Raw genomic sequence first — 26,354 nt, 5'->3', positions numbered from 1 at the left:
GGCCACCGTCAGCCCGCCCGAGATCGCGCCGGCCAGCTGACCGGTCATGCGCAGGTGGGAGGCGGAGCCGGCCTGGAGGGTCTTGAAGGTCGCTACCGCCAGGGACTCCTGGCCGGCCAGACGCCCCGTGCACACCTTGTCCAGCTCACCGGCGCACGAGTTCAGCTTGGTGGCGATGTTCGTCCACGTCGAGGCGGCCGCAGCCACCGCGTCACTGTCACCGGTGAGCTCATTGAGCCACTCATTGAGGCTCCCCAGGTGCTCAATGATCCATCCCACCCCGGCGGACAGGGCCTCACCCAGGGGATCCATCACCGCCGCAGCCGTGTCCAAGGCCGTGGCCGCCGCCCCCAGACCACCGGCGACCCAGCTCTTGGACTCAAACGCCTCCTTCAGATCAAAACCGTCCTCAATCAGACGAGAACCAGACCAGACGGTCTCCGAGTCTTTGACCTCAGCGACAAGCTCGTTACCCATTGTCGATCACGGCCTCAGCTGACGCGCACCGGCGGCGGAGTTGGAGTCGGCGCCCTCCAGGGCGGTGGCGGTGCCCCGTAGGGCGGTGGCGCTGTTACGTAGCCCCTTCTCGGCCGAGACCATCATGGCGTCAGCCGCCGTCTTCACCAATGTGTAGGTTGGCAGGAACAACGGTGAGCACATGAGACCGAATGCGTTATCCGCCAGTGCCGCACCGGAAGCATCCCGGGCCTGAGCCACACCAGCAGCCACCGCATCTGTATCCTTCGCCCCCGAACACAAGGTTTCTCCGTTAATTCGAATATCCGCCATCGCAGGCCCTTTCTTCTTTCTCTTGTCCTTGATGTGATTCCGTTGAGAACAGTCAGTGCTGCCCTGCCCGCTCAGATCCTCCTGAGCGGGTGATAGGGCACCTGGGGCTACATGCCTGGGAAGACGAGACCAGGAGGCGCGCTGCGCTTCTTGTTGCGGCTCTCCTCGGCCTGCTCGGCACGCCGGGTGGCTCCCACCTTGGGGCCGGCCATCTGCTCGTAGGCCCCCAGCATTGCCTGGCCCAGCCCCGTGTCCGTACCGATATGACGATCCACGATCGCGCGGATCCTGGTAGCCGCGTCCCGGCGGCCGGTGTCGATGGCCTCCATGACCGCTGCGGAGAGCTGGGACGGATTGAGCACCTGGCTCGCCGCCGTGAAGCGCACGTCCCGCACGCGCCCGGCGGCGTCAACAACCACCGTGACCTCGCCGCCCTTGGACGTGCCCTCAACCTCCAGCGAGTCGGCCTGCTCACGCACCCGCTCAGTCGCCTCGCTATTGCGCTGCGCCTGAGCGACCTGCTCAGCAATCCGAGACAAACGCTCCTCAACCAATCGATCAGACATGAGCCCCACCCTAACCACAAACCGGATGCGGGAGCCTCCCACCAAACTGTTGGGTAAATAACAGGGGGATAACTTCCCCGCCCTCCTCGACATCTCGAACGGAGATCTGCTACGAATCGTTGGTGACAAGGCCTTGTGAATGTGATCTAGGCGTTCGTAGTCGAGGTGTCACGGGTCCCCTCCGCCTAGCAAGGCCGTCCGTCGGCCGCCCTCAGGGTTGTTTCCGGCCTCGAATCCTGCTGGCCACCAGGCCCAGGGACAGCGCCACCAATCCCGTGGCCCCGATGCCCCCCGCGAGCTGCGCCCGGCGCCACGGCGCAGGGTCGGGAACGATCGGCTTCAACGGACTCGGAGACGGCGTCGGCACCGGATGGGCGCCACGCGGGTTCTCCGGCCCCACCGCCGTACCGTCGTTGACGAAGTTCAACGCCGCATACGGAGCAATGAGCCCCCAGCCGGTCGCCGGGCTGGACGTGGTCGGCTCCGGCCGGATCGCCGTCGCCGTCAACCGGTACTTCCAGTCCGCCGGCGCCTCCGTCGGATGCGCCGCCACCACGAGCGCCGCAACCCCCGCGGCGTACCCGGCCGCTAAGGCGGGGGAGGGGCGGTTCTGGGAGACCAGGCAGTCCCCCTCCTCGAAGAACGTGGTGGGAACCGCCTGGGCGGGGACCGCCACGTCGACGTGAGAGCCGTGCAGCATGTCCTTCGAGACGCCGCCGCTGGCGTCCAGGCTCGTCACCCCCAGGACGTTCGGGTAGGCGGCCGGGTAACGAACCTCAGCCCCGTTCGCATCCGTGGCGGGCGGTGGAGTGGAGGCCGTCGCGCCCCCGCTCGGGCGCTTCGTGCTCTCCACAGCACCGGCTCCGGCCACCACGAGGGCTCCGACCTCAGTCGCGTGATTCACCGCCGCCTGAACCTCGGGCTCGTCCTGAGTCAGCATGTGCCCGACGACGATCACCTTGGCGCCGTTGTCGGCGGCCCACTGAATCCCCTCGGCGGTGCGCGTCGGCGTGGGGCCGACGCCCCTCTTCACCTGATCGTCGGAGGTCCCCTGGTAGACCCGTACCGGCATGATGGTGGCGCTCTTGGCAATCCCGACGACGCCGGAGCCCTCCACCTGGCGGGCGGCGATCATCCCCGCCACCGCAGTCCCGTGGCCGCTGTCGTCGCGTTGGCCGTCCCCCCGGCCCAGGAGATCAATTCCCGGGGCCATCGCCCCTTGAAGATGGGGGTTGTTGGCATCCACTCCGGAGTCGACCACGGCCACGACGACGCCCTGCCCCTCTGTCACGCCCCAGGCCCGCTCCACACCGATCTGCTTGAACACCGGTGGGCTGGTCGTCAGCAGTGACCCCTCCCCTCGCTGGCAGTCGGCGACCTCGGCATCGATGGGCGGAGGGCCGGTCTGCACCTGTGGGGCGGCGGTCGAGGTCTGCTCCGATGCGGCTGACGGTGTGGGCGAGGGCGCCGGAGCTGCCGGGGCCGCCGCCTCCTGAGGGGCGGGGGCGGCTTCCTGCGTTGAGGCCGGTTGGGGGTTCGGCATGGGAAGTCGGGGTAGGAGCGCGCCGCCGGCGAGTGATGCCGTCCCCATGATGGGCGACGTGGCCAACAGGATCACCGCGGGAACGCACGCTGCCAGGCGGCGCGGGGAACGCTTCACTTGTCCTGCACGCCCTTCCACACGGCGGCCTTCGACAGCTCCGGCCCGGCCGGGAACAAGGAGAGCCACGGGGAGGGGATGTTGGACACGTTGCTCATGGTGTAGCCGAGCTGCCTGACCGTGTCAGCGGTGGCGCCTCCCAATGCCCAGACGCGGCCGGCGTCCGTGAGCAGGAAGACCTGGCCGGCGGAGCCGCCGGAGGTCGCGCGCACCAGAGCGCCGGTTCCTCCCTTGACCGTCACGCCGCCCTTGTCGATCTGATTGCTCGCATTGATCGTCGAGGTCATCTGACCCGAGGCGTCGACCTGGAGGACGGCGCAGGCGCTCTGGTTCTCAGTGACGCCCTTGCCCAGCGTGTCGGGCCAGTCTGACGGGGCCGACGACGTCGTCGTGCCGGCCTGGCTCAGGTCCGAGGCGTTGACCTGCTGCTCAGTGACGTTGGGGGAGCCGAGCTTGTACATCGCGAGCTCGACCTCGTTGAGGCGGGCGACCCGACCGTCGGCTCGCACCAGGTAGTGGCGCTGAGCCCCCGAACCGTCGGATACCACGAGCAGGGATCCGGCGATGGGGTTGGAGATCGAGGAGGACAGGGTGGTCACCGGGGTGCCGGCGTCCGACAGTGAGAAGGGCTTGATCGTGCTCCCCTGGGGAAAGAGGTTGATCCAGGTGGCGTCGACCGGGACCACGGGATCGGCGTCCAGATTCAGGGCGTGGAGGGCGGCGTCCAGCTTCTCGGAGGGAATCGGGTAGCGGTGGCCGTTGGCGATGAGGTAGTGGCTCTTCCCCACAGATACCAGCGCATGCCCCACCGAGCCCATGCCCGAGGGTGTGGAGCCGACGAAGGTCGAGGTCGTGCCCGCGGTGGAGGAGCAGGCCGCCCATCCCCGGGGCACCAAGGACTTGGCGGCGGGAAGCGACTCCGGGGCGTCGGCGATCCCCACCTGTGAGCCCCTCTCGATGCCGTTCAGCGTGTCAGCGCCGGCGGTGGTCTGCTTGAAGGAGCCGGGGTCCGACAGGAGGCGGGCGCTGGCGATGTTGGTGACCGGGCGTAGGCGTCCGCGGATGGTCACGTAGCGCGTCCCCTCGTTCTTCACGACGACGAGGGTGTTGTTCTGCCAGTCATTGGGCAGCGGGGAGGTGAATCGACCCATGACCAGTGAGACCAGAAGGATGACCAGTGCGATCGCGATCCCGCCGATCACTGGTCGGAGCATGTTGCGCGGCTCCACCTCCCGGCCCCCCGGCGTCCCGGCGCTGAAGGCCATGACGAGGCGCTGGCGGTTGAATCGCTGCGCACTGAGGATGTCCTTATTGGAAGCCATCACAGCACTCCGATGACAAGGGCGGCCAGGGGTGCGATGGACAGTAGGACCAGGATCTCGATGACATCGGTGAGGCGCGCCAGCCTCGGACGGTACGTGGGTCCGAGGACATTGAGAAGAAGGACGACGACGCCCACGACCCCGACCAGCACGACCATGGGCATCACGACGTCGGCCCGCTTGAGGACGATCACGAGCACCAGCGTCGCCAGGATGAGCATGCCGCCCACGACGCCGGCCGTCACATCCGCCCGTGAACGAACCGCACGCGTGCTCAGCATCGCGGCAACCGCGATGGCTGCAACCAGGGCGACGCCGTCGTATCCGACCGAGGCGAGAGTCGGAACCGAGGCCAGCACGATCATCGAGCAGGCGACACGCACGGACAGCACCAGCCCGTGCATGTTCAGGATGCGAGATGTCAGCGCCGCCTTGATCGGCCCCTCATCCTCGGCCCGGTGATACCCCTCGGGTTGGTCGGGCAGGCTGATGGTCACCGGGACTGAGGCGAGTGCGAGCCACGGGGTCAGCAGCGAGATGCCGGCAGCGGTCGCGCTGACCAGAGCGAGAACCGGCGCCAACCGGTAACCGAGCGCCTGAGTCCCCAGTCCCGTGGACATCATGGCCACGCACACGAGCAGGGGGCCGGCGAGCAGCGGACGATCGCGGTCCAGCAACGGTATGCAGGCGCCCAGGAGCGAGGCGCCGACGGCGCCGGCAGCTGCCATCCTCAGTCCGGTCGGCGGTCCCTGGAACCCGGTGTGAAGGGTCACGCCGGCGAGTACCGCCGCCGTGATGGCCAGTGCCCAGGCCCCTTTCTCCTTCATCTGCTTGACGGCGAGCGCAGCCAGGATCAGCAGCAGTGCCGCCACCGTCGCGCACGCCGGGGTCACCCATCCTCCGGGCCCCTGGCGCAGGAGTAGGACGCCTCCGGCGGTGAAGAGCAGGCACGTGGCGCCCACCGACAAGGTCAGCGTGTCCTTGGGGTCCCAGGCGACCTGCTGGCGTTCCACCGCGGCGGCAACCGCTTCGGTCAGATCGTCATAGCGGTGCTCCGCCTCCGTGCTGCGCAGGTCGAGCGTCAGCACGTCGCCTGCGCCGACGCGCTGATCTGCCAGTGACAGGGAGTCGTCGAGAACACGGCCCGCCTGTGTGGTCAAGCACATGCCGTAAGCCGAGGCCTCCTCCCCCAGCCCTTCAAGCCGTTCCGCCAGGGCTGGGACCACCTCGACCAAGGGCAGATCGACCGGCAACGAGATGTCCGCCGGGATGCGCTCGTAGACGACGGTGACGGGCATGAGGGAGGAGCTGTGCCGGACACGCGAGGCGGGAGGAGGCAAGGCGATTCTCCTGGAGGGCGGGACAAGGGTGAGTCATCACCAGCTGCGGATGCAGACGAGCGACACCCCATCGTAGATCACGAATCGGGTGTCAGGGCCAGGGGGGAGGGGCGGGCTCATGCGGCGAGACTGCCCACACTGATCTCGATCACATTACGTGAATTAATGCCGCGATCGGTTGTCGTGCGCTAGTCTGAGCGGGCCAGAGAGCAGCATATGAACGCCTGAGGTCCTCAGCGCAGGTTCGTTGTTGATGCTGTTCACCTACGTGACTGCCAGGATGCAGTCCTCAGAAAAGGAGCCTCATGGCTGAGAATCTGAAGTCAGACAGTGGCGTACTCGCTAAGGCGAGCCAGACCGTGGACACGCACCGCGCCGAGCAGAACGCGATCGGTCAGCGGGTCCAGGCCGCAGCGGCCGAGTCTCAGTCGGGCTGGCAGGGTCAGGGTGCGGCTGCCGTCGCCCAAGTTGTTCAGCAGTACGGTGAGGACAACCGTCGGATCGACCAGGCGCTGGCCAAGCTCTCGGACTCCCTGAAGTCCACCGACCAGGCCTTCCAGAGCACTGAGGCGGAGTCCGCGGCCGGTGCCCAGCGCGTCGGTGCCAATGGCGGCGGCTACCACAACCTTCCCGCCTGATCCTCTCCCCTCACGCACCACAAATCCTACTGTCAGGAGACACTATGTCGGACATGCTTGTTAACTACGGTTCCCTGGAGACGCTCGCCTCTGCGATGGCTCAGGGTTCCTCCCAGTCCCAGGCTGACCTGGAGGCTATGAAAGCAGAGCTGCGCCCCACCCAGAGCGGCTGGAGTGGTGAGGCACAGCAGCAGTACACCATCACCATGAACGAGTGCAACGCGGCCATCGCCGACCAGCAGCAGCTGATTCAGCAGCTCGGCACTCACGTGAACACCTCGTCCGAGAATTACAGCTCGACTGACCACCAGGCAGCTGGCACTTTCTGCTGAAGTCGTCGCCTCCGACAGTCTCCGGTGCCCTGAGCCTCAAGGCTCAGGGCACCGTTTTGCTGGATGGAGGATCGCGGTCCTCAGATCGCCTTCGACTGCTGATCCGACGGCTGCAGTGAGGGCGGTCCAGCAGGGCTGGGGGGATTGCGTCGTCCGGAGTTCGAAGGCGTCGCCGAGTACGGTTGCGAGGAGGGAGAAGCGGCGGACGAGGGCGGTATCGCCGGAGGCAGAGCGTACTGCGGCGGAGCGACCGGTCCACCAGGAGTATCCGGCGCGCCGCTGCGGACCCGGGGGGCGGCGGCGCGCGCCCCGCCGGCTGCAGACGGAGCAGGCCCACCCGATGGGGGTGGTGGGGAACCCGTCTCCTGCTGAGCCGGTTGAATCCGTGGCGGCAGTGAGGGGTTCGCCTGAGCCGGAGCCTGAGGGGCCGGGGCGCTGGGCGGCGCCGACGGAGCGGTCGAACCGGCCACGATGGGCATCGACGACGTCGGAGGACCCGAAGGGGCGGCGAACACCGACGGAGTGATCGGGGAGGAGTCTGGCGCCGCCGGGACGGGAGATGGGGGTAGGGGGGTCGGAGGTGGGGTCGGCGCTACCGGGGAGTGAGCTGTGGAAGGCGGTGGTGCGGGAGAGGCCGCAGGTGGTGCGAAGCGCGACTGAGTAGCACCCGAGCTGGAGGCGGCAACCGGCGCGGGGCCCGCGGGGACCTCGGTGCCGGCGAAGGCACCCGTGTAGGCCGGGCCGGCCAGATCGGGGCGCCCGTGCGCAGGTGGTGCCGGCTGCGCCGGGGGCTGGAACATGGGTGCGCCAGGGGTGGTGGGGTTGGCGGAGGGGAGCTGCCCCCTGCCGCGCACGGGTCCTCGGGTCATCACCTCAGGAGCCACGGGCGGGGTCGCAACAGGCGCCGAGCCGCGCTTGCTGCGACGCGGCTTGGTGCGAGTCCGGCTTGCTGCGCCTGGCTGCGCCTGCTCCGGCATCGGTCGCTGTGTCACGGTCAAAGTTCCGGTGAGACGATCCAGAAGGCGTTCCCGGTCCTCGTCGGACTGACCCGCCGACCCGCGGGGGCTGAGCTGGAAGGGGAGGAGAAAGGGTAGAAGAACTCTCACCAGGGCGCGCCCGATCCCCGGGGCGGCCCCCTGCTGCGGGACCACCACCGTGGCCGACACCGTTGCCAGCCCGGCTGTTCTCCCGAAACGCGCAAGAACCAGGCTCTGGGCCATGATCATTTGAGCGAGCAGAATCCAGGGCAGAGCCTTGACATTGAGCGCCAGCATCGGGACGAGAACGACGATGACCAGCAGGAGGACGTCGACGCAGGCAGCGACCACCGCCTCCCCGGTGGTGAGAGGACGCCAGCCGCTGCGAGTGCGCGCGCGCTTCGCCGCGCGTGCGACGGAGGTCGGCATGATTCTCATAGTTGCCTCATAACGTCGATCAGTCCTGCTGCGATCACGGCCGAGGGGAGGATCCCCACGGTGGCGAGGGTCTGGAAGATGTCACCAAGTCGGCCCCACCATGCCGACCGAACGGTACTGAGGAACACCCCTACCGTGAAAGTGCCCGCTGTTGTGAGGAAAACGATGAAAGCGACTGCTTGGCTCCAGGGTCGGGTGATGACTCCCGTGCCGCCGTCGATCCACAGCAGAACCAGCGCCAGGACGATCGCGATCGCGACGACCAGCCTTGGCATGAGGCGCAGCACTCGCGAGTGAGCGGTACGCGGGCGCAGTAGCAGAAGCAGCATGACGCACACGATCTCGACCCGAGCCCCCCAGGCCGTCACGCCGTCGGCCAACGCGGTCTGGATCGCCGTCGGCAGGCCGAGTAGCACCAGGCTCCCGAAGGCGATTTCCAGCGCGACCGAGGACATTGTCGTCTGAGCCACGGAGCGCGAGACGGAGCGAGGAGACACCTCCCGTGGCGGGGGCATCGTGGGTTGGCGCACAGAACGCCCCATGACTCGCAACTGAGTCATATCCAGCAGCTGCTGATGGGGGACTTGCACGGCGAAGCGCGGGATCAGCAGTCCGCCAACGGCTCCCACCGCCATGAGCACCACCAGGACGGGAACGCGCGAGATCCCCGTAGCCGGCACGATCGTCCCGACGACGGACAGGAAGAGCCAGGCGCCCGCTGAAACTGCTTCACTGGCGCCCCTGCGGATGATCCACAACAGCAGGGCTGCAGCCCCTGTGCCCCACATGGCGAGCAGCGCGACCAGCAACCGGGAGTCCGGGCTGGAGACGGGCGCCAGAAGAGCCCCTGCCGCTCCCCCCGTCAGGGGGACGGTCAGTGCTCCCATGGCCTCTCGCACCGCTGATCGCTGTCTGGCGGGCCTGAAGGCCGCGGAGACCAGAAGAATGACCAGGAGGCAGGCTCCCGCGATCTGCAACGCGGGCGGGAGAAGCCGACCGTGCCCGATCAGGGGCGGCAGCCCCCCTAAGAAGAAGCAGAGAACGGACACCAGGACGACCGCGGTCTCCCCGACTGGTGCGCGCAGAGCGCTCTCGATGTCGGTGTCCGCGGTCTCATAGTTCCGTAGGCCGGCTCGAACCGGTGTGGTGATGAGGACAGCGCCCTCCAGGACGTCGGTTCCCATGGCTGCCTCGGCGTCCACCACTGTCCCGTCGGCTGTTGTGATGAGGAACCCGCTGGGCTGGTGCGCTTTCGGCGGAGGCACGAGCGCGCCAATGGGTACTCCGGTGCGTGCCGCCATGTCGAGCCGCTCGCCCTCGTGGACGAGGGTGACGCGGGTGCTGGTCGCATTCATCCGAGGATCAGTACTCCGAGAGGGTTGGGGAGAGGAGGTCGGCCGAGGTGCAGACAATCGTGACTCTATCGATACTATGACGTCAGCACCCGCTGGATGGGCCTCACCTCGGTCGGTTACTTCTCACGAAGTTCAACCTGTCGTCCCATGTGTAGTGCACCCTTCCCACCCACCCCCATGAACACCGAGGAGCAGAGCGTGACCATCGACACTTCCGAAGCGTCGACCGAGACGATCGAGCTCAAGGCCCCGCCCAACGCCATCACACCACAGGACGCCACCAGCTCGCTGACGATGGTGCTGCCGATGGCTGGGTCGATGGGCGTCATGGTGTTCATGGCCATCTCCAATAACAACAACACGCGCATGTTGCTCACCAGCGGCGGGATGGTTGTGGCCATGCTGTCGATGGTCGTGCTCAACGTGTACCGCCAGCTCCGTCAGCACCGTAACAACGTCACGAACCAGCGCCGCGAGTACCTCGGTTACATCTCAGAGGTGCGCTCCGAGGTCCGGGAGGCGGCCAAGAACCAGCGCCGCACCGCGGTCAACCACTTGCCTGAGCCGGAGGCCCTTCCGTACTTGGTGCAGCACGGGGCCAGGGTGTGGGAACGGCGCCAAGGGCAGGACCACCTGCTCGTGAGGCTGGGACGCTCTTCCCAGCCGTTGGCGGTTGCCATCGAGGCCGAGGAAGTCGGTCCTCTGAGTACTCCAGACCCGGTGTGCCTGTCAGCGATGCACCGTTTCGTCAGTACGCACAACGAGGTGGATGCCCTCCCCTTCGGTATCGAGCTGAGCGCCTTCTCCCACATCGAGGTAGTCGGCCCGCTGAGCGAGGCTCGCTCCCAGGTGCGGGCCATGCTCGCGCACATCCTGGCGCTGACCTCACCCGCCCTGGTGCGGCTGGCCGTCCTCACCTCTCAGGAGGCGGAAGTCGAGTGGGACTGGGTGAAGTGGGCGCCCCACGCCTGGTCCGATTCCGTGGCGGACGCCGTCGGGCCATCACGGCTCATGGCGCACTCCCTGGACGAGCTCACGGACAAGCTGCCCGAGGATTTCAGTGCGCGGGGTACCTTTTCCTCCGCCGCGGGGGAGCCTCCGCTGCCTCACATCATCGTCCTAGTCGATGGTGGCACACTCCCTTCCAGTTCCTCGCTGACAGCGGAGCGCGGGCTCCAGGGCGTGACCGTCATCAGCGTCTCCGAGCGTGCGGAGCAGCCCTTGATCCTGCCCAATCGCCTGCGTCTCGTCCTCAGTCCCTCCGACAGCCAGTCCGAGACCGTCTTGAGTGGGACTCTCGACGAGGCAGTGGTCCCCATGAACGTCGAGCTCGCCGGTCAGGATCCCAGTCCGGCGCTGGCTGACTCCATCAGCATCAGTGGCGCTGAGGCCGTTGCCCGTCGGCTGGTGGCGCGTTACCAGACGGTCGGGGAAGACGTCACCCCTTCGGCGGCCCCGGTGGGAACCTCCGATCCCGAACGTGCCGAGGACCTGCTGCGGCTCCTGCGTTTGGGGGACGTGAGGGACTTCAACCCCGACACCCAGTGGGTCAAGCGCACTGGTGCTGAGCGCCTCAACGTGCCCTTCGCGGTGACGCCCGAGGGTGAGCCGGTGGCGCTCGACATCAAGGAGTCGGCGGAGAACGGTATGGGCCCCCACGGCCTGCTTGTGGGCGCCACCGGTTCAGGTAAGTCGGAGGTGCTGCGCACGCTCGTGCTGGCTCTGGCCCTCACTCACGGACCGGACCAGCTCAACTTCGTCCTGGTCGACTTCAAGGGTGGAGCGACCTTCGCCGGAATGTCCGAGCTCCCGCACGTCTCGGCGATGATCTCCAACCTGGAGAGCGAGCTCGGGCTCGTCGACCGTATGGCTGAGGCGCTGCGCGGTGAGATGAACCGTCGTCAGCAGATGCTCCACGACGCTGGAAATTACGCCAACGTCATGGACTACGAGCAGGATCGGGTCAAGGGCAAGCACAACGGCGACCCGCTTCCGGCACTGTTCATCATCCTGGACGAGTTCTCCGAGCTTCTGTCCGCCAAGCCGGACTTCATCGACACCTTCGTGGCCATTGGTCGACTGGGACGATCGCTGCAGATGCATCTGCTCCTGTCCTCTCAGCGACTAGAGGAGGGGCGCCTGCGCGGCCTGGACTCGCACCTGTCCTACCGCATCGGTCTGCGTACCTTCTCCGCCAGCGAGTCCCGTACGGTTCTGGGATCCCCGGACGCCTATCACCTGCCTCCCCTGCCGGGAAGCGGCTACCTCAAGAGCGACACCGAGACGATGACTCGTTTCCGCGCTTCCTACGTCGCCGGCAAGCCCCCCGCCCGACGCGCCTCACGAGCGCTGCAGCTGCCGGGAGTCGCCAAGGCGGCCGACACGACTCGAGGCGCCGTCGAGATCCTGCCGTTCACCGCCCAGGACGTCGAGGTCGAGATCCCCGACGAGGAAGTGGTCATCGAGGCCGAGGAAACCGCTGTGCCCGAGCCCGAGGTGTTCCCGCAGGACGCCGCATACGCCGACAGCACCACCATGGACATCGCAGTGGACAGGATGGCCGGTCACGGCATCCCGGCTCACCAGATCTGGTTGCCGCCGCTTGAGATCAGCGAGACCTTTGATGCGCTCATCTCCGATCTGGTGGTTGACCGGAACCTGGGCCTGACCTCGCCGTCGTGGCGGGCGCGGGGCGACCTCGTGGTGCCCCTGGGTGTCACGGACGTCCCCCTGGAGCAGCGTCGCGAGACGCTCACCGTGGACCTGTCGGGTGCCGGTGGTCACGTCGCCGTCATCGGCGGGCCCCTGTCCGGAAAGTCGACGGCGATGCGTTCGCTCGTCATGTCGCTGGCTCTCATCCGCACGCCGGCCGAGGTGCAGTTCTATGTCATCGACCTGGGCGGCGGAACCTTCTCCACGATGCTGGACCTGCCTCATCTGTCCGGAATGGCCACGCGCGATGAGCCGGACATCGTGGCTCGAATCATGGCGGAGATCGCCTCCTTGCTCGACGATCGGGAGCGGTACTTCCGGGCCAACCGGATCGACTCGATCCAGACGTACCGGCGGGAGCGGGCCGCGGGGCGCGTCGACGACGGGTACGGAGACGTCTTCCTCGTCATCGACGGCTGGGCCACCCTCAAGACCGATTTCGAGGATGTGTCCATGGAGGTGCAGAACCTGGCTCCGCGAGCCCTGGCGCTCGGGGTGCACTTCGTCCTGTCCTCCAACCGATGGATGGACCTGCGAGCGTCGATTCGTGACGCCATCGGAACTCGGATCGAGCTGCGCCTAGGTGACCCCGCGGATTCAGAGATCAATCGGAAGATTGCCCGCCAGGTGCCCGAGGGAAGGCCCGGGCGCGGCCTGGATCGGCAGGCGCGCCATATGCTCGTGGCGCAGCCGCGTATTGACGGCAACCACGACGATTCCACCCTGGCGCAGGGGATTCACCATGCCTGCCAGCAGCTCGCCAGTGCCTGGCAGGGGGCGCCCGGTCCCAAGCTTCGCCTGCTGCCGACTCAGATCGACCTGGCCGAGCTCCAGGCCCTCGTTCCCGCCGATGCCGGGCCGGTCATCGGCATCGACGAGGCCCGCCTGGAGCCGGTCACGCTGGCCATGCAGCAGGATCCCAACCTCATCGTGCTGGGTGACGCCAAGAAGGGGAAGACCACCTTCCTGCGTGCTCTGGCCCATGAGCTCATTCGTGGCAGGACGCCCGATGAGGTGCGGATTCTCGCCATCGACCTGCGCCGCAACCTGCTGGGGGAGATCCCCGAGGAGTTCTTGCTCGCCTATCTCTCAGTGCGCGACATGGCCGTCTCCGAGATCAACGACCTCACTGGCTATCTTCAAGGGCGTCTGCCCGGCCCCGACGTCACGGCCGAGCAGCTGCGCAACCGCTCGTGGTGGAGGGGACCGGAGATCTACCTTCTCGTGGACGACTACGACCTGGTGGCCACGAATACCTCCAACCCGCTGGCGCCCCTGCAGCCCCTGCTGGCGCAGGCTCAGGACATCGGTCTTCACCTCGTGCTCACGCGCCGCATCGGTGGAACGATGCGCGCCATGTACGAGCCGATCATGCAGACGCTCGGCGATCTGTCCACGCCGGGCATCATGCTGCCTGGCAGCCCCGACGAGGGACCGCTGCTGGGACGGCAGAAGCCGCAGCCTGGGCCGGCGGGGCGGGCGCGGCTCATCAGCCGCGATGGGGTGCGCACCCTTCATCTCGCGTGGACACCACCGACCATGTGAACGAAGGCCTTGCCGGCTGGCTTCTGGTCGCCGGGCGCGGGCGTGGGGTGGTGAGGTGTCGCACGCCTGCACGGGGTGAACCAGTGGCACGCAGGGCCGGTCGAACCCTGCCAGCGCAAGCCGAATACCTTGAGATGTGTTCCGGAAAGCGCCAGCAGTCCGCCTTGTATTGCCCGCCTCGAGAGTCTCAGCGTCCGTTTGTCTGCGGTGGCTGGGGCTGTGGTTGACGGGGGTCTGCGTGCCGTGGTGGCCCGTTGTGCTCGTGACGATATCTCGTTACTGGCTGTCACCGGCCTGGAGAAGTGGCGGCGGATTGCTGTCTGGCGGCCACCAGTGTCAAACCGATGAGGAGGACTCCATGACCGATGATGATCGCCAGCACTATTCCCGTGCTGGATGGACGAAAAGCGTACTCACCGATCGTGGGTACTCCGTAGACGAGGATGACGACGATGTTGTAGAGCGTCAGAAGCGAGACGGTGCTCGTGGACACGATTCGGAAGGATGTGCCGGAAGGGTGTCGCATCCCCAGGAATACGCCGATAACTGCTAGGGATGTGATGGTAGTGAAAATGAGTAGTCCTGGCACCATGGGAAGGCCGGCTCCTCCCAACTCGGACCATATGAACCAGGCGCTGGTCGTGTACCGACTGACGCTCCTTCCTGACGATGCGCGCGCGTATAACGATATGCAGAGGTATGAAAGGTGTGCGGCGCCGTTGATAAGCACGAACTGACAGGCGCCCACGGCAAGGGTGGTGCCCCATGACTGTGGAGTCCTTAAACGCTGGTTAAGGCGTACGGTGAGTACAGCGCCCACTGCAGTGACGACGAATAGGAGGACGGCGATGGTGTCTAGCAGACCGGAGTACGGGTCCTTGTTAGGGCCGTTGATGGGCATGGTCAGTACCCCATAGCCGAACCACAGTGCGAGCCCCAACATCTCGGTGATCGGCTGGTCGCGGAACAGGCGACGCAAGCCGAAGTAATGCCACCAGATCATTGGTGTGACAACGACAAAAATTAGTGTGGCCGCTAAGATCCCCACCCATATGCTGCCATGTACCAGATTGAGAAGAAAGGTCGTATAGATGACGAACTCGAGGGCGCAGGCAACAATCATCATGACTAGTGCGGTGGCTTTCTCGCCGCGCCACGGTACGCGGTGGGCTGTGCTAATGGACTGGGGTGAGGTTGCCCTCGGGCTCGCATAGCCCGGTCGTGGGGCTTGGAGTGCGCCGGGGTAGCCCGGTGCGGTGACTGCTCCGCTCAGGTATGCCGACCCGGTGCTCGAGCCCGCGCCTTGCTGAAACTGCTGGAACTGCTGCTGTTGCGGTTGGTACGGCTGATATGGCTGATACTGCGGCGCGGAGGTCTGCACGGGCGCAGGAGGATAGGGCTGGCCCGAGAAGGACGGAGCCCCGGGTGGGCGCAGCACTGACTGGGTCGGAATCGCGCTCTGCGCGGGAGGCATGTACGCGCCGTGACCGGCCGGCGTCGGTGCCTGCCCGTAGGTCGCCCCGTTCTGCGGGGCGCCCGCCGGGACGGAGCCATAGGCTGCCTGCGGCGGGTACTGCTGGTTGGGTGGGCCGCTGTATCCCTGTGGCGGCGGATAGGCGGGCGGGTAAGTCATGACAACGTCCTGATGATCGTGGCTCTCAGCTCCAGAACCGCGCCTGGACTGCCGAGTCGTTCGGGGCGTGCGGCCCCAAGGAGCGGCAGCTCAGCTGCGGGAGAAGTGCGAGACGAAGTTACGGATGATCTGTCCGGCGTCGTGCGCCTCGGAGGACCGGGCCTGGGTGAGGATGTCCTCGCTCATGTCCGGGTCACCATAACCGGCCTCGTCGTAGATACTGACACGCCGCTCGAACTGGACGGCGTCGAGCTCGGGGTTGAACTGGCAGGCGTAGACGTTCCTGCCCACGCGCAGCATCTGGACCGGGCAGTCCGGCGAGCTCGCCAGCAGGGTCGCGTGCGCGGGCACCTCCCCGACTCCCTCGTAGTGGCCGGCGAAGACCGTGACCGCCTGGGGGAGCCCCTTCAGGACCGGGTCCTCGCGACCCTCGGCCGTCAGGAACAGGTCGACGGCGCCCAGCTCCTCACCGAACTCCTCCTGCGTCCCGGTGCCCAGGTAGGCGGCCAGCACCTGGAGCGCGACGCCCGTGGCCAGGAGGGGAATGCCCTCCTTGAGGATCACCCCGAGCAGCTCGCGGATCTGCTCCTCGACGTTGAGCTGGCTGCGGGTCTTCTCGGCCGCCGGCGTGTCCGCGTTGTAGGGGCTGGCCCCGATGAGGACCCCGGAGACATCGGCCGCGGTGAAGGAGTCGAGGAAATCGACCTCCTCCAGGGCGATGTGCTGCAGGTCATCGCGCGATAGACCGCTCTGAGCCAGGAAGGACTCGTACTCGTCCTGCGCCGCCTCGTGCTCGGGGCGCGTGGTCACCATGATGAAAGGCTTCACGGGACCACTGTAGGGGACCGGTTGACCGGGCGTGGCCGTGTGACCTCTAGACCACGAACAGGATGAGGATGAGGAGGCAGAGCCACAGGATGACGGAGATGGTGCCCAGAATGAGGCCCAGCCAGGCCAGTCCCTCACCGGAGTTGTAGCTGTGGTGCAGGCGCCGCAGCGCACCGATGCCCAGGATGATCGCGGCGACGCCGACGAGGGGGATGAAGCTGAGCAGTCCGCACACCAGGGCGGCCGTCGCCCCGGAGTCGCTGCGGGGGCGGGGTGCGGTGTAGCCGGGGCCGGAGAAGATTTCTGCCGGATTGAGATTCTCGGTTCCGGGGAAGACGAATCCCGGGGGAAGTCCGTCGACGTACTGCTCCGAGCTCGGCGAGAAGCGTGGCGCGCTCTGTCCTGGCGTAGAGGTCCCGACGGTGCTCATGAGCACATCATGCACCGTCGGCGCCCGCAGACGGCATCCTTCCTGCGGACGAATCGGGTGGGAGCCGCCAAGTGGCCGGCAGGTGCCCGCGAGAAGCCCGGTCCGCGTGCCCGCCGAGCAGGGGCTATGCTGAAGTTCCGGCAGGCTCTGCCGGGTCCTGCCAAGCGTCCCGCGGGTCTCCTGCGAGAGGATTTCCCACGGGACACAGCCATTCCCTCGTTGCTTAGGCAGGAGCTCACTCGTGTCCTCTTCTCCCTCTCGTGGCTGGCGCCTGCACGGCGATGGCCGGTCCATCGCTCCGGGCGAGGTCGTCGCCCCCGGCGAGCGCCTCACCTGGCCGCGAACCATCGGCATCGGTGTCCAGCACGTCGTCGCCATGTTCGGCGCCACCTTCCTGGTGCCGCTGCTGACCGGCTTCGACCCGGCGACGACGCTGTTCTTCACCGGTGTGGGCACCCTGCTGTTCCTGGGCATCACCTCCGGGCGCTTGCCCAGCTACCTGGGCTCCTCCTTCGCGCTCCTCGCCCCCATCGGGGCGGTGACCGGCTACACGCGCGACAGCGGTGCCCCCCTCGACCCCCACAAGGCCGCCCTGGCGCAGGGCGGGATCATCTCGGTGGGACTGTGCCTGCTGGTGGTGGGCATCATCGTCCACCTGGTCGGCTCGGCCTGGATCGACCGTCTCATGCCCCCGATCGTCACCGGAGCGATCGTCTCCCTCATCGGCTTCAACCTGGCCCCCGCGGCCTGGGGCAATGTCACGAAGGGGCCGGTGACCGCGGTCGTCACGATCGTCTCGATCCTGGTCATCACGGTGCTGTTCAAGGGCATCATCGGGCGCCTGGCGATCCTCATCGGCGTACTCATCGGCTACGCCACCGCGGTGCTGCGCGGGGAGGTCAACTTCGACGCCGTCGCCAAGGCCCCGGTCCTGGGGCTGCCCGACTTCCAGGCCCCGGCCTTCGACGTGCGCTACCTGGGGCTGTTCATCCCCGTGGTGCTCGTCCTCATCGCTGAGAACATCGGCCACGTCAAGTCCGTCTCGGCCATGACCGGGGAGGACCTCGACGACGTCACCGGCCGGGCCCTGTTCGCCGACGGCCTGTCCACCGTGCTCGCCGGCAGCGGCGGCGGCTCGGGCACCACCACCTACGCGGAGAACATCGGCGTCATGGCCGCCACCCGCGTCTACTCCACCGCCGCCTACGTGGTGGCGGCGCTCAGCGCCCTGGGACTGTCCCTCCTGCCGAAGTTCGGCCAGATCATCGCCTCGATCCCCGCCGGCGTCCTGGGCGGGGCGGCCACAGTCCTCTACGGCATGATCGGCATGCTGGGGGTGCGCATCTGGGTGCAGAACCGTGTGGACTTCTCCGACCCGGTCAACCTCAACACGGCGGCCGTGTCCATGGTGGTGGCCATCGCCGACTACACCCTGGTCTGGGGCGACATGACCTTCAAGGGCATCGCCCTGGGCTCGGCCGCGGCCATCGGCGTCTACCACGCCATGCGCTGGATCTCGAAGCTGCGCGGCACCAACCTGGAGCAGGCCTCCCCGGCCTCGGCCCCCGCCGGCACTGAGCTGGAGGGCCCGGCCTACTCCAGCCGCGCCGCCCACTCGCCCTCGGCCGCCTCGGAGGCGCAGGCTCCGACGTCGTCGAGCGCCGATGGTGCTGGTGACAGCCGCGCCTGAGCTCCCCGCGGAGTCAGCCCCGCCAGCAGTCCAGTGTCCACAGTGCTGACATCGACCAGCCAGCCGGCAAAGCAGCCAGTGGAGATCGTTGCCATTCTGCGGTTTCTTCTCGGCGTGCGGCGCCGGTGCGCCGTGAATGTCAGCACTGTGGACACTGCGGCTGCGCCATACCTTTGACATGGGCCCTGCCACGGGCCCGCCGTCGCCCCCGGCAAGACCGGCCTGATCCCGGCACCTCACCCGAGCCGGCGTCTCAGACGCTATGACGCTCTGAATCGGGAACTGCGTTTCCCGCCCAGAACGTCCTTCTCCTCCAGATGACTGAGGTCAGCTCCCAGTCGTCTGGAGGACAACGCAGTCCTCGTCGGAGAAGTACGTCCTCGATCGAGGCGGAAGCCATTGAGGCTGGGAGTCGTCGTCGCGATGCTCCTGCCCGGACCGGGCGGCCCCGGGGTCAGCTGGGCTTCTTCGTGGCGGCCTTGTCCGCCGGGACGCAGTCGCTGGGGGCGGTGATCGGCTTGTCGGCGCCGAGGAGCTTGATCTCGTCCGACTTCAGCGCGTTCTGCAGGTACTCCTTGCCCAGGACCACCGAGACCGTGGTGTCGTCGTCGGACAGGCTCTTGTCGAGCTGCACCGTGGACTTGGGGAAGATTTGGGCCAGGGAGTAGGCGTTGGTCAGGCCGCCCTTGGAGGCCATGATCTGGACCTCGCCGTTGTAGATGCCTCCCGGCCAGTCATTCGCCGAGGTGACGGTCAGGCCGGCCTCCTCCAGCTCCTGCTGCACCGTGGCTGCCAGACCCACCGTCTCCGAGCCGTTGTAGATGTTGATCTTCTCGATCGTGGTGACGTCGACGGTCTTGGCGCCGCTGGGCGTGCAGGTCTGGGGCACGTAGGTCGCCGTGCTCTTGGGCTGCGAGAAGCCCGGGTTGTAGGCGGGCAGGATGCCCAGCGAAACCAGGAGGCTCACGGCGACCGCGACCACCATGACGGCCAGGATGGCGCCGATGACGGTGGTCTGACGGTGCTGCATGTGCCGCCGGTACTCGGCGCGCGGATCTGCGGGACTACTCACGCGATCCAGGGTAATGGACGACGGCGCTCATCGGGTGGTGGTGGGCTCGATGTGACATGGGACCGAGCCGTGGGCCAGGGTGCCGGGCGGGTTGCCGAGCGGGTTGCTGAGTGCTGCCGGCGAGGGTCAGGCGTTCGGTGGCGCCGGGGCGAGCCGCGGCACCCCTTCCTCGGTGACCTCCAGGATGCGGGCGTGGATCGCGGTGCGCCCCTGCAGGGCGGCGCGCAGTGCCCGGTGCAGCCCGGTCTCCAGGTAGAGGTCCCCCTTGAAGGAGACGACATGGGCGAACAGGTCGCCGTAGAAGGTGGAGTCGTCATCCAGGAGGCTGCGCAGATCGAGGGTTGCGCGGGTGGTGGTGAGATCGGCCAGGCGGATCTGTCGAGGTGCGATGACGGCCCAATCGCGCTGAGTGGTGACCCCATGGTCGGGGTAGGGGGGCCTCTCGCGTACTGCCTTGAAGATCACGGCAACATCCTAGTGAATGAAGCGGTCGTAGGTGCGTGGGGGGAGCCGTGGGTCGTCCAACATCGACGACGTCGACGACGTCGACGACGTCGACTGCATCGACAGGATCGACAGGATCGACAGGATCGACTTGTCCCGGGGTGCCGGTCCGCTGGGTTCAACCTGTCCGGGCCCCTCCGAGGTGGGGAGTCGCTTCCGTTATCTGTCTCACTAGTTGGAATGTGGCCGACAGGACGGCGATTTCGTCATCTCTTTGTGATTGGCGTTATCGCTGCGATATCTGGTGGTTTACTGGGAAGGTGGGATGTCCGATGCCGGAAATCGGCGGCATGCCTGACCTTCGGACTGTTCCCCTCTGCTTCGCGGCTCTAGTACCGTGTTCGCTGCACCGACCTCGACCGAAAGGATGCCGCAGCCATGACCATCGCGGTCCGCCGAAGCGGCTTCACCATTCCCCTGTCCCTTGTTGTTCTCACCTCGACCGCCATGCTTCTGGCCGGTTGTCAGTCCGGTGGTGCCTCCAACGCCAATCAGCAGGGCACCACGGGTTCATCGTCATCTGCGAAGGCGCAGTCGACGGCCAGTGCCAAGGCGACCTCCGGCCAGAAGTCGGGGCACGCCTCTCCTCGCATTCCCAGTCCCACCGGTAAGGGCCCCGCCGACTCCTCCGCGTCGCAGCCCTCCGGCTCCCAGTCCCGTCCCGCGAGCCCGCGGGCCAACGAGCCCCGTCCGGCCGCCAGCGGGACCGACGCCACCAGGGCGTTGGCCTCCGGCAAGACGGACGCTCCGGGGCAGCAGAACAGCGGCGCCTCCAAGGCCCCTCAGGCTCAGGGGAAGACCGACGACGCCAGTAAGTCCTATGCCGGATCCACTCAGGCACCGAGCTCCCCGGCCCCTGAGACTCAGAAGCGCGCGGAGCAGCCGGCTCCGGCTGAGAAGCCGGCTGACAAGCCCGCCGAGAAGCCGGTTGAGGCGCCTGCCGACAAACCTGCTGACGCGCAGCCGGCACCGGCCGACAAGCCAGCCGAGGCACCTACCGACAAGCCCGCCGAGAACCCGGCCGAGCCGGCCGCCCCCGCCGACGAGCAGCCCAGCCAGGCAACGTCCTTCGTCCCGGGCAACCTCGTCTCGGAGAAGACCGCCATGATCGTGTCGCCGTCGGGCAACATCGGCTGCGACCTGTCCGCCCACTACGCGGGCTGCGGTGTGCTGTCCTACCGCTCTAACGGCACCTACGGCAAGGATGAGGCGGGCTCGCCGAAGTGGTGGTTCGACCTCAGCTCCGGGGGAACTCCGCAGCTCGCCGGCCGCAGTGAGGGCGCCTTCTCTCTCGATGAGGCCTTCCGCGGTGGCGGCTCCTCGCCCCAGGCGGTGGAGTACGGCCAGTCCGTCACCTTCGGCTCCTGGGTGTGCAGCTCCGAGGAGACTGGCATGACCTGCCGTAATACCGAGACCGGTCACGGCGTCTTCCTCAGTTCGGGGCGCTACGAGACCTTCTGAGCCGAACCCGAGACATCCTCGGTAGGCCTGTGTTCGCCCCGGTGACGTGCCACCGGGGCGAACCCTGTTCACGCGGACTGCAGCGGGCCGGTGAGGTAGCGCTGGATCGTCGGTCCGACGACCTCCACGAGGTGGTCGATGCTCGCGCTGGCGATGGGCTCCAGGCGCAGCACGTAGCGGATCATGGCCAGTCCCACCAGCTGGGAGCCGGCCAGGGTGGCCCGTTCGCGCGGCGAGGCGACTGACAGGCCCGACTGCTCAAGGGCCTCGGCCATCGGAGCCGCGACCTGCTCGGTGGCGTAGTTCTGGATCGCTTCCGGGCTGCGGGTGTCGGTGGCCATCCACTGCAGCAGGCTGCGGAAGGTCGCGCCGTCGGCGTCGTCATCCCAGGCCGTCAGCGACAGGCGCACCAGCCGGGGGCCGGCCGAGAGGAGATCCCCGCTGATGGCGGTGGCGATCTCCTGACTCGCCCGCACGCGCAGGTTGACCGCCGCCCCGAACAGGTCCCCTTTGGAGCCGAAGTAGTAGGACACGAGTGCCGGGTCCACGCCGGCCGCCCGGGCCACCGCGCGGATGGTGGTGCCCTCATAGCCCTGGGTCAGGAAGGACTCGCGTGCGGCGGACAGGATCGCTTCCTGGGTGGAGGACGGTCGGCTGCCGCCTTCGCCCGGGCGACGTCTGGGGCCTCGACGGCGCGAGTGGCCAGGGCGGCGCTCGGAGGGCTCGTCGTCGAGCGGAGCGCCGGGCTGCGGTGCACTGAGGGCGTCACTGGTCACTCCAGGAGATTACGAGCGCTGCAGCTGCGCGTGATGCCGGCCTCCTCTCCAACTCGAGAAGTTCCGGAAGAACGCGGCGCTTGATCGGGGTCGGCGTTCCCGGAAAAGTGTGACGGCTGGCCTCATTTTATGAAAGGCTATCGACGCGATATTCAGTATTGTTCAGGGTTTCGGGGTGGCCGCGGCCGCCCGGAGTGACGGCTCCTGGGGTGGCGGCTACTTCTTGGAGTTCTTGGCCGAGCCCTTGACCTGTGACTTGTCCCCCTGGGTGACGACACAGGTGATTTTGCGGTCGCCCTGGGCCCAGGTGCCTTCGCCCGGCGTGAGGTACTCGACCTGGTAGCTGGTCTTGCCGGACTCGATCCCGACGTACTTGGTGAAGTCCTCGCCCAGGCAGAAGCCCTGACCCAGGGAGTCACGTGCCTGTTGCTTGGGGAAGTCCTTGATGTCATCGCTGAAGGTGGTCTGGGCGATGACCTCGTAGGTGTGAGCCTTGGAGCAGTCGACCACGACGACCTCGCCGATCGCCTGATCCCCGCCGGAGTCCTTGCTCACGGTGTTGTAGCACTGCCCGACCTCAAGGTCCTTGGTGGCGGTGGTGGTTTGCGAGGAGAACAGGCTGCAGGAGGCCAGCCCCATGGTGACGGCGGCGGCGACGGGGAGGGTGAGGAGCGTGGTCCGGGTGCGCATGGGTCGAACCGTAACAGTCGGAATGGCGGCATTGTGCCGGTTTTCTGCAGGCTCCTGGTTGCGGCCGGAAAGGCGGCTGAATAATCCGGGATAAGGACCGGGTGGCGACATGAGACGGAGAGACGGAGAGTCGCCACCCGGCCGGAGTGGGAGGCTGGACAGTGTTCGCAAGGCGTGGGAAGGGAGAAGTGGTCCCCTCTATCCGTGGTTCGCCCGTGTGCGGCCGTCCTGCTCGTTGGGGACAGACTAGGAGTTCTTGATGGAATTATTCAATGGTGTGTTATCCCGGTTTTGGGCGAAGCAGACCAACGAGTGGTCCCCCTGGTCCCAGGAGGACTGCGAGGGGGTCAGGGCCGCCGCCCGGTACTTCTTGGCCTTGGATGAGGAGCCGACGTACTTCTCCAGCACCGGGTTGCAGACGGCGGTGACCTCATCCGAGGTGCTCGCCTCGGCGTAGGTGGAGGCTGTGGACTGCCCCGTCCCGGTCACCTCGTACTGGTGGGGCGTGGAGCAGTCGACGAGCTTCGCGCCCGTGGCATCCGTTCCGCCCTGCTCGGTCCCGTTGACCATCTCGGAGATGCAGTTGCCGGTCTTGAGGTCCTGGATGCTCACGGTCTTGGCCCCGCCCTCCGCTTTAGCGCTGGAACTGGCGGAGGCGTCGGGCTGAGGAGTGGCCGAGGGGGTGGCGTCGGAGCCTTGAGAGGGCTCGTCCTTGGACGAGTCCGTGGGGTCGGCCGTGGCCGAGGAGGAGGGCCGAGTGGAGGGGGTGCCCACCGCCTCCTCGTCGCAGGCGCTGAGGCTCACGGCGAGGAGGAGTGCCATCGGGAGGGCGATGAGGGATGGGATGTTTGTGCGCATGGGGTCATCGTGGCAGGAGCGGGAGGCGGCGTCGATGGGGAGGAGACCTGATCGGGAGCCTGCTGCGGACGGCGGAGGGGAGAATGGAAAAACCCCGGAATCACACGGATTCCGGGGTGGTGGCGGAGGATGGGGGATTCGAACCCCCGAGGGCTTGCACCCAACACGCTTTCCAAGCGTGCGCCATAGGCCACTAGGCGAATCCTCCAGGCGCTCCACGCGGCGACAACCACGTGCAACGAGAAAGGAATATATCGGAACGCCCATCCCCGGGGCCAGCCCGGGGTGGTGGGATCTGTCACGCGAAGCCGGTTGTGCGGCGCCGACCCCGCCAGGACGCACCGGAGGCCTTCGGTGCGTGCCTCCCAGAACCGTCCTCGGACCCGCCTGTTGTCCCTTACTGTGCGTCGTCGAGCTCAGGGACGGTGTGGGCGCAGTGGAGCCGCATGCGGACGGTTCGCAACCGGGGGCCGGATCGGGTAGTCTCTCGCTCGGCCCCTCGTGCGGCGTCATCCAGTGAATCCCCCAGGACCGGAAGGTAGCAAGGGTAAGCAGGCTCTGGCGGGTGCGCGAGGGGTCCTGACGTCTTCCAGCAGCGGCGGTGCGGTCTGCTCGGGCGGCAGGCCGGCGGGCTCGACGGCGTCCCGCAGTCCTCCTGCTGTTGTGGGTCAGGGTCACGCCGCGGCGGCGTCGACCTCCGCCAGGCGGCCGGTGGCCAGGTCCAGGACGAAGCCGCGCACGGCGTCGGTGCGGGGGATGAAGGGCGAGGCCTTGATGCGGGCGATCGACTGGCGCACGCTGTCGGCCAGGTCGGTGAAGGCCCCCGGCGCCCAGGTCGGCCTCGCGCCGGTGTCCGCCTCCAGGGCGGAGCACAGCTCCTCATCGGTGAAGGAGAGCATGCCGCAGCCGGTGTGGTGGATGAGGAGGATCTCCTCGGTGCCCAACAGGTGCTGGCTGATCGACAGGGAGCGGATCGTGTCCTCGGTGACCAGCCCGCCGGCGTTGCGGATGACGTGCGCCTCACCCGGGGTGAGCCCCAGGGCCGCGAAGACGTCCACGCGCGAGTCCATGCAGGCCACGACGGCGACCTTCTGCTTCCCCTTGGCCGCCAGGCCGCCCCGGGCGAGAACCTCGGCGGAGTAGGCGGCGTTGCGGGAGACAAGAGCCTCGGTGACGGTCATGGTTCCTCCGTTCCTCCAGGCGGCGACGCGCCGGCCCGTCCATCGTGCCAGACGGAACCCGACCCGCCCGGTCCCTCGCACGGTGTCGGCCCGGCCGATTAGGCTCGGGCCGTGACCACCGCTCTGTACCGCCGCTACCGCCCCGACACCTTCCAGGAGGTCATCGGGCAGGACCATGTCACCGCTCCGCTCATGGCGGCGCTGCGGGCCGACCGCGTCACCCACGCCTACCTCTTCTCCGGCCCGCGCGGCTGCGGCAAGACGACCTCGGCGCGCATCCTGGCCCGCTGCCTCAACTGCGCCCAGGCCCCCACCGACACCCCCTGCGGCACCTGCCCCTCCTGCCGGGACCTGGCCACCGGCGGCCCCGGCAGCCTCGACGTCGTCGAGATCGATGCCGCCAGCCACAACGGCGTCGACGACGCCCGCGACCTGCGCGAGCGGGCCGCCTTCGCACCGGCCCGCGACCGCTACAAGATCTTCATCCTCGACGAGGCCCACATGGTGACCGCGCAGGGCTTCAACGCGCTGCTCAAGCTCGTCGAGGAGCCGCCGGCGCACGTGAAGTTCATCTTCGCCACCACCGAGCCGGAGAAGGTCATCGGCACCATCCGCTCGCGCACCCACCACTACCCCTTCCGTCTCGTCCCGCCCGACGTCCTCGAGGGCTACCTCGCCCACCTGTGCCAGGCCGAGGGCGTCGAGATCGGCCCCGGCGTCTTCCCCCTCGTGGTGCGCGCCGGCGGCGGCTCGGTGCGCGACACCCTCTCCGTCATGGACCAGCTCATCGGCGGGGCGCACGACGGCGGCGTCGACTACCAGCGGGCCGTCGCCCTGCTGGGCTACACCGACACCACCATGCTCGACCAGTGCGTTGACGCCATCGCGGCCTCCGACGGCGCCGGCGTCTTCCGAGTGGTGGACCGGGTCGTCTCCTCCGGGCACGACCCGCGCCGCTTCGTCGAAGACCTGCTGGCCCGGCTGCGCGACCTACTCGTCATCGCCCTGGCCGGCTCCGAGGCCGGCGCAGCGCTCGGCTCCCTGCCGGTCGACGAGCTCGAACGCATGGACCTCCAGGCCCGCACCATGGGGGCCGCCGCCCTGTCCCGGGCTGCGGACACTACCGCCCAGGCCCTGACGGCCATGGTCGGCGCCACCTCCCCGCGCCTCCAGCTCGAGCTGCTCGTGGCCCGCCTGCTCATCCCCGCCGGCGGCGCCGCCAGAGGTGGTGGCGTTGCGGCCGGGCCTGCTGGGAGCGCCGGGCCGATGGCCTCGCCCGCCCCCGGTGGCGCGGGCACCGGCATGGGCGCCGGAGCGGTCGGCAACACCGCCGGCGCAGTGCCCGCCGGGTCGGGACGCGAGATGGCCGCCCAGATCGCCCGCCAGGCCTCCGCAGAGGCCGCCGGCCGGCGTGGAGGCCAGCGGCCCGAGAATGCCGGAGGACCGGAGGGAGTCGGGAGCCCGGCGCTCGCCGCTCCGCAGGCGCCCCGCTCCGACGCTGGTTGGGGAACGGCCCCTGCCGCGCCCTCGGCGCCTGCCGCGGGCCCGACGTCGGCC

Annotated in this window: 21 protein-coding genes, 1 tRNA gene, 1 other RNA gene and 1 pseudogene; 7 read left to right on the top strand and 17 right to left on the bottom strand. The window is 67.8% G+C overall.

Annotation, left to right across the window (positions count from 1 at the left end; genetic code table 11):
- The 6 genes and pseudogenes from HMPREF3165_RS13360 to HMPREF3165_RS00670 all read right to left on the bottom strand — a co-directional run.
- A pseudogene (locus HMPREF3165_RS13360) lies at positions 1-477 on the bottom strand (hypothetical protein); the annotation flags it as partial.
- A 6-nt stretch (positions 478-483) separates the two neighbouring features.
- Positions 484-624 (bottom strand): hypothetical protein, encoded by a 141-nt coding sequence (locus HMPREF3165_RS13355; RefSeq protein ID WP_176746979.1) that lies wholly within the window; start codon positions 622-624, stop codon positions 484-486.
- A gap of 272 nt (positions 625-896) precedes the next feature.
- Positions 897-1,355: a YbaB/EbfC family nucleoid-associated protein gene (locus HMPREF3165_RS00685; RefSeq protein ID WP_176746978.1), complete on the bottom strand. Its 459-nt coding sequence runs from the start codon at positions 1,353-1,355 to the stop codon at positions 897-899.
- A gap of 211 nt (positions 1,356-1,566) precedes the next feature.
- Positions 1,567-2,898 (bottom strand): S8 family serine peptidase, encoded by a 1,332-nt coding sequence (locus tag HMPREF3165_RS00680; RefSeq protein WP_176746977.1) that lies wholly within the window; start codon positions 2,896-2,898, stop codon positions 1,567-1,569.
- Positions 2,899-3,011: 113 nt separating this feature from the next.
- Positions 3,012-4,337, bottom strand: a complete 1,326-nt coding sequence (gene eccB, locus HMPREF3165_RS00675; protein ID WP_070510038.1) for a type VII secretion protein EccB — start codon at positions 4,335-4,337, stop codon at positions 3,012-3,014.
- A complete protein-coding gene (locus tag HMPREF3165_RS00670) occupies positions 4,337-5,677 on the bottom strand; it encodes an EsaB/YukD family protein (RefSeq protein WP_083303130.1) in 1,341 nt (446 codons plus the stop codon). Before HMPREF3165_RS00670 ends, eccB begins: the two co-directional genes overlap by 1 nt.
- 305 nt (positions 5,678-5,982) lie before the next feature.
- On the opposite strand from HMPREF3165_RS00670, the gene HMPREF3165_RS00665 reads away from it, so the two are divergent.
- Both HMPREF3165_RS00665 and HMPREF3165_RS00660 read left to right on the top strand, forming a co-directional pair.
- The gene (locus HMPREF3165_RS00665) at positions 5,983-6,315 is read left to right on the top strand and encodes a WXG100 family type VII secretion target (RefSeq protein ID WP_070510035.1); all 333 of its coding nucleotides are present in this window, start codon (positions 5,983-5,985) and stop codon (positions 6,313-6,315) included.
- Between the two features lie 44 nt (positions 6,316-6,359).
- Positions 6,360-6,647: a WXG100 family type VII secretion target gene (locus HMPREF3165_RS00660; protein WP_070510032.1), complete on the top strand. Its 288-nt coding sequence runs from the start codon at positions 6,360-6,362 to the stop codon at positions 6,645-6,647.
- A 1,411-nt stretch (positions 6,648-8,058) separates the two neighbouring features.
- Here HMPREF3165_RS00660 and HMPREF3165_RS00655 read toward each other — a convergent pair.
- Entirely contained in the window at positions 8,059-9,417 is a 1,359-nt protein-coding gene (locus HMPREF3165_RS00655) for a hypothetical protein (RefSeq protein ID WP_070510030.1), read from the bottom strand.
- Positions 9,418-9,594: 177 nt separating this feature from the next.
- On the opposite strand from HMPREF3165_RS00655, the gene eccCa reads away from it, so the two are divergent.
- Positions 9,595-13,674, top strand: a complete 4,080-nt coding sequence (eccCa, locus tag HMPREF3165_RS00650; RefSeq protein ID WP_070510029.1) for a type VII secretion protein EccCa — start codon at positions 9,595-9,597, stop codon at positions 13,672-13,674.
- Between the two features lie 286 nt (positions 13,675-13,960).
- Here eccCa and HMPREF3165_RS13545 read toward each other — a convergent pair whose 3' ends face one another.
- The 3 genes from HMPREF3165_RS13545 to HMPREF3165_RS00635 all read right to left on the bottom strand — a co-directional run bounded on the left by HMPREF3165_RS13545 (position 13,961) and on the right by HMPREF3165_RS00635 (position 16,565).
- Complete coding sequence (locus HMPREF3165_RS13545) at positions 13,961-14,800, bottom strand: hypothetical protein (RefSeq protein WP_256274644.1); 840 nt, start codon at positions 14,798-14,800, stop codon at positions 13,961-13,963.
- A gap of 597 nt (positions 14,801-15,397) precedes the next feature.
- Positions 15,398-16,135: a glutamine amidotransferase-related protein gene (locus HMPREF3165_RS00640; protein WP_003788128.1), complete on the bottom strand. Its 738-nt coding sequence runs from the start codon at positions 16,133-16,135 to the stop codon at positions 15,398-15,400.
- Positions 16,136-16,181: 46 nt separating this feature from the next.
- Positions 16,182-16,565: a DUF4190 domain-containing protein gene (locus HMPREF3165_RS00635; RefSeq protein ID WP_020992017.1), complete on the bottom strand. Its 384-nt coding sequence runs from the start codon at positions 16,563-16,565 to the stop codon at positions 16,182-16,184.
- 241 nt (positions 16,566-16,806) lie between these two features.
- On the opposite strand from HMPREF3165_RS00635, the gene HMPREF3165_RS00630 reads away from it, so the two are divergent.
- The gene (locus HMPREF3165_RS00630) at positions 16,807-18,255 is read left to right on the top strand and encodes a uracil-xanthine permease family protein (RefSeq protein WP_070510026.1); all 1,449 of its coding nucleotides are present in this window, start codon (positions 16,807-16,809) and stop codon (positions 18,253-18,255) included.
- A gap of 454 nt (positions 18,256-18,709) precedes the next feature.
- Here HMPREF3165_RS00630 and HMPREF3165_RS00625 read toward each other — a convergent pair whose 3' ends face one another.
- The gene (locus tag HMPREF3165_RS00625; RefSeq protein ID WP_083303128.1) at positions 18,710-19,285 is read right to left on the bottom strand and encodes a LytR C-terminal domain-containing protein; all 576 of its coding nucleotides are present in this window, start codon (positions 19,283-19,285) and stop codon (positions 18,710-18,712) included.
- 168 nt (positions 19,286-19,453) lie between these two features.
- On the bottom strand, positions 19,454-19,792 hold the full coding sequence (locus HMPREF3165_RS00620; RefSeq protein ID WP_070510020.1) for an antitoxin VapB: 339 nt from the start codon (positions 19,790-19,792) through the stop codon (positions 19,454-19,456).
- 417 nt (positions 19,793-20,209) lie between these two features.
- Between HMPREF3165_RS00620 and HMPREF3165_RS00610 the strand changes: the two genes are divergently transcribed.
- The gene (locus HMPREF3165_RS00610) at positions 20,210-21,292 is read left to right on the top strand and encodes a hypothetical protein (RefSeq protein ID WP_070510010.1); all 1,083 of its coding nucleotides are present in this window, start codon (positions 20,210-20,212) and stop codon (positions 21,290-21,292) included.
- Between the two features lie 68 nt (positions 21,293-21,360).
- Here the strand turns inward: HMPREF3165_RS00610 and HMPREF3165_RS00605 are convergent, their stop codons facing one another.
- From HMPREF3165_RS00605 to HMPREF3165_RS00590, 4 genes are all read right to left on the bottom strand, one after another.
- Positions 21,361-22,068: a TetR/AcrR family transcriptional regulator gene (locus HMPREF3165_RS00605; protein WP_070510007.1), complete on the bottom strand. Its 708-nt coding sequence runs from the start codon at positions 22,066-22,068 to the stop codon at positions 21,361-21,363.
- Between the two features lie 216 nt (positions 22,069-22,284).
- Entirely contained in the window at positions 22,285-22,758 is a 474-nt protein-coding gene (locus HMPREF3165_RS00600) for a septum formation family protein (protein WP_070510005.1), read from the bottom strand.
- A gap of 246 nt (positions 22,759-23,004) precedes the next feature.
- Positions 23,005-23,616, bottom strand: coding sequence for a septum formation family protein (locus HMPREF3165_RS00595; RefSeq protein ID WP_070510002.1), 612 nt, complete (start codon positions 23,614-23,616; stop codon positions 23,005-23,007).
- 120 nt (positions 23,617-23,736) lie between these two features.
- Positions 23,737-23,824 (bottom strand) — tRNA-Ser (locus tag HMPREF3165_RS00590).
- 282 nt (positions 23,825-24,106) lie between these two features.
- On the opposite strand from HMPREF3165_RS00590, the gene ffs reads away from it, so the two are divergent.
- Positions 24,107-24,201, top strand: an RNA gene (ffs, locus tag HMPREF3165_RS00585) — signal recognition particle sRNA small type.
- A gap of 89 nt (positions 24,202-24,290) precedes the next feature.
- On the opposite strand, the gene HMPREF3165_RS00580 is transcribed toward ffs, so the two are convergent.
- On the bottom strand, positions 24,291-24,797 hold the full coding sequence (locus tag HMPREF3165_RS00580) for a beta-class carbonic anhydrase (protein WP_070509999.1): 507 nt from the start codon (positions 24,795-24,797) through the stop codon (positions 24,291-24,293).
- Positions 24,798-24,908: 111 nt separating this feature from the next.
- Between HMPREF3165_RS00580 and HMPREF3165_RS00575 the strand changes: the two genes are divergently transcribed.
- On the top strand, positions 24,909-26,354 hold a 1,446-nt coding region (locus HMPREF3165_RS00575), incomplete at its 3' end, for a DNA polymerase III subunit gamma and tau (RefSeq protein ID WP_141744977.1).

This window comes from Actinomyces sp. HMSC08A09 (assembly GCF_001807465.1).
Taxonomy (GTDB): domain Bacteria; phylum Actinomycetota; class Actinomycetes; order Actinomycetales; family Actinomycetaceae; genus Actinomyces; species Actinomyces oris.
Note: the sequence above shows the minus strand (reverse complement) of the source record. Positions and strands in the feature narration are given on the sequence as shown.

Bases quoted from the DNA above. Each gene is read 5' to 3' on its own strand.
- HMPREF3165_RS00595 (WP_070510002.1), bottom strand. From the start codon at position 23,616: ATGCGCACAAACATCCCATCCCTCATCGCCCTCCCGATGGCACTCCTC.
- HMPREF3165_RS00660 (WP_070510032.1), top strand. From the start codon at position 6,360: ATGTCGGACATGCTTGTTAACTACGGTTCCCTGGAGACGCTCGCCTCT.
- HMPREF3165_RS13545 (WP_256274644.1), bottom strand. From the start codon at position 14,800: ATGATGATTGTTGCCTGCGCCCTCGAGTTCGTCATCTATACGACCTTT.
- HMPREF3165_RS00635 (WP_020992017.1), bottom strand. From the start codon at position 16,565: ATGAGCACCGTCGGGACCTCTACGCCAGGACAGAGCGCGCCACGCTTC.
- eccB (WP_070510038.1), bottom strand. From the start codon at position 4,337: ATGGCTTCCAATAAGGACATCCTCAGTGCGCAGCGATTCAACCGCCAG.
- HMPREF3165_RS00655 (WP_070510030.1), bottom strand. From the start codon at position 9,417: ATGAATGCGACCAGCACCCGCGTCACCCTCGTCCACGAGGGCGAGCGG.
- HMPREF3165_RS00600 (WP_070510005.1), bottom strand. From the start codon at position 22,758: ATGCGCACCCGGACCACGCTCCTCACCCTCCCCGTCGCCGCCGCCGTC.
- HMPREF3165_RS00665 (WP_070510035.1), top strand. From the start codon at position 5,983: ATGGCTGAGAATCTGAAGTCAGACAGTGGCGTACTCGCTAAGGCGAGC.
- HMPREF3165_RS00685 (WP_176746978.1), bottom strand. From the start codon at position 1,355: ATGTCTGATCGATTGGTTGAGGAGCGTTTGTCTCGGATTGCTGAGCAG.
- HMPREF3165_RS00680 (WP_176746977.1), bottom strand. From the start codon at position 2,898: ATGCCGAACCCCCAACCGGCCTCAACGCAGGAAGCCGCCCCCGCCCCT.
- HMPREF3165_RS00580 (WP_070509999.1), bottom strand. From the start codon at position 24,797: ATGACCGTCACCGAGGCTCTTGTCTCCCGCAACGCCGCCTACTCCGCC.
- HMPREF3165_RS00625 (WP_083303128.1), bottom strand. From the start codon at position 19,285: ATGCAGCACCGTCAGACCACCGTCATCGGCGCCATCCTGGCCGTCATG.
- HMPREF3165_RS00610 (WP_070510010.1), top strand. From the start codon at position 20,210: ATGACCATCGCGGTCCGCCGAAGCGGCTTCACCATTCCCCTGTCCCTT.
- eccCa (WP_070510029.1), top strand. From the start codon at position 9,595: ATGAACACCGAGGAGCAGAGCGTGACCATCGACACTTCCGAAGCGTCG.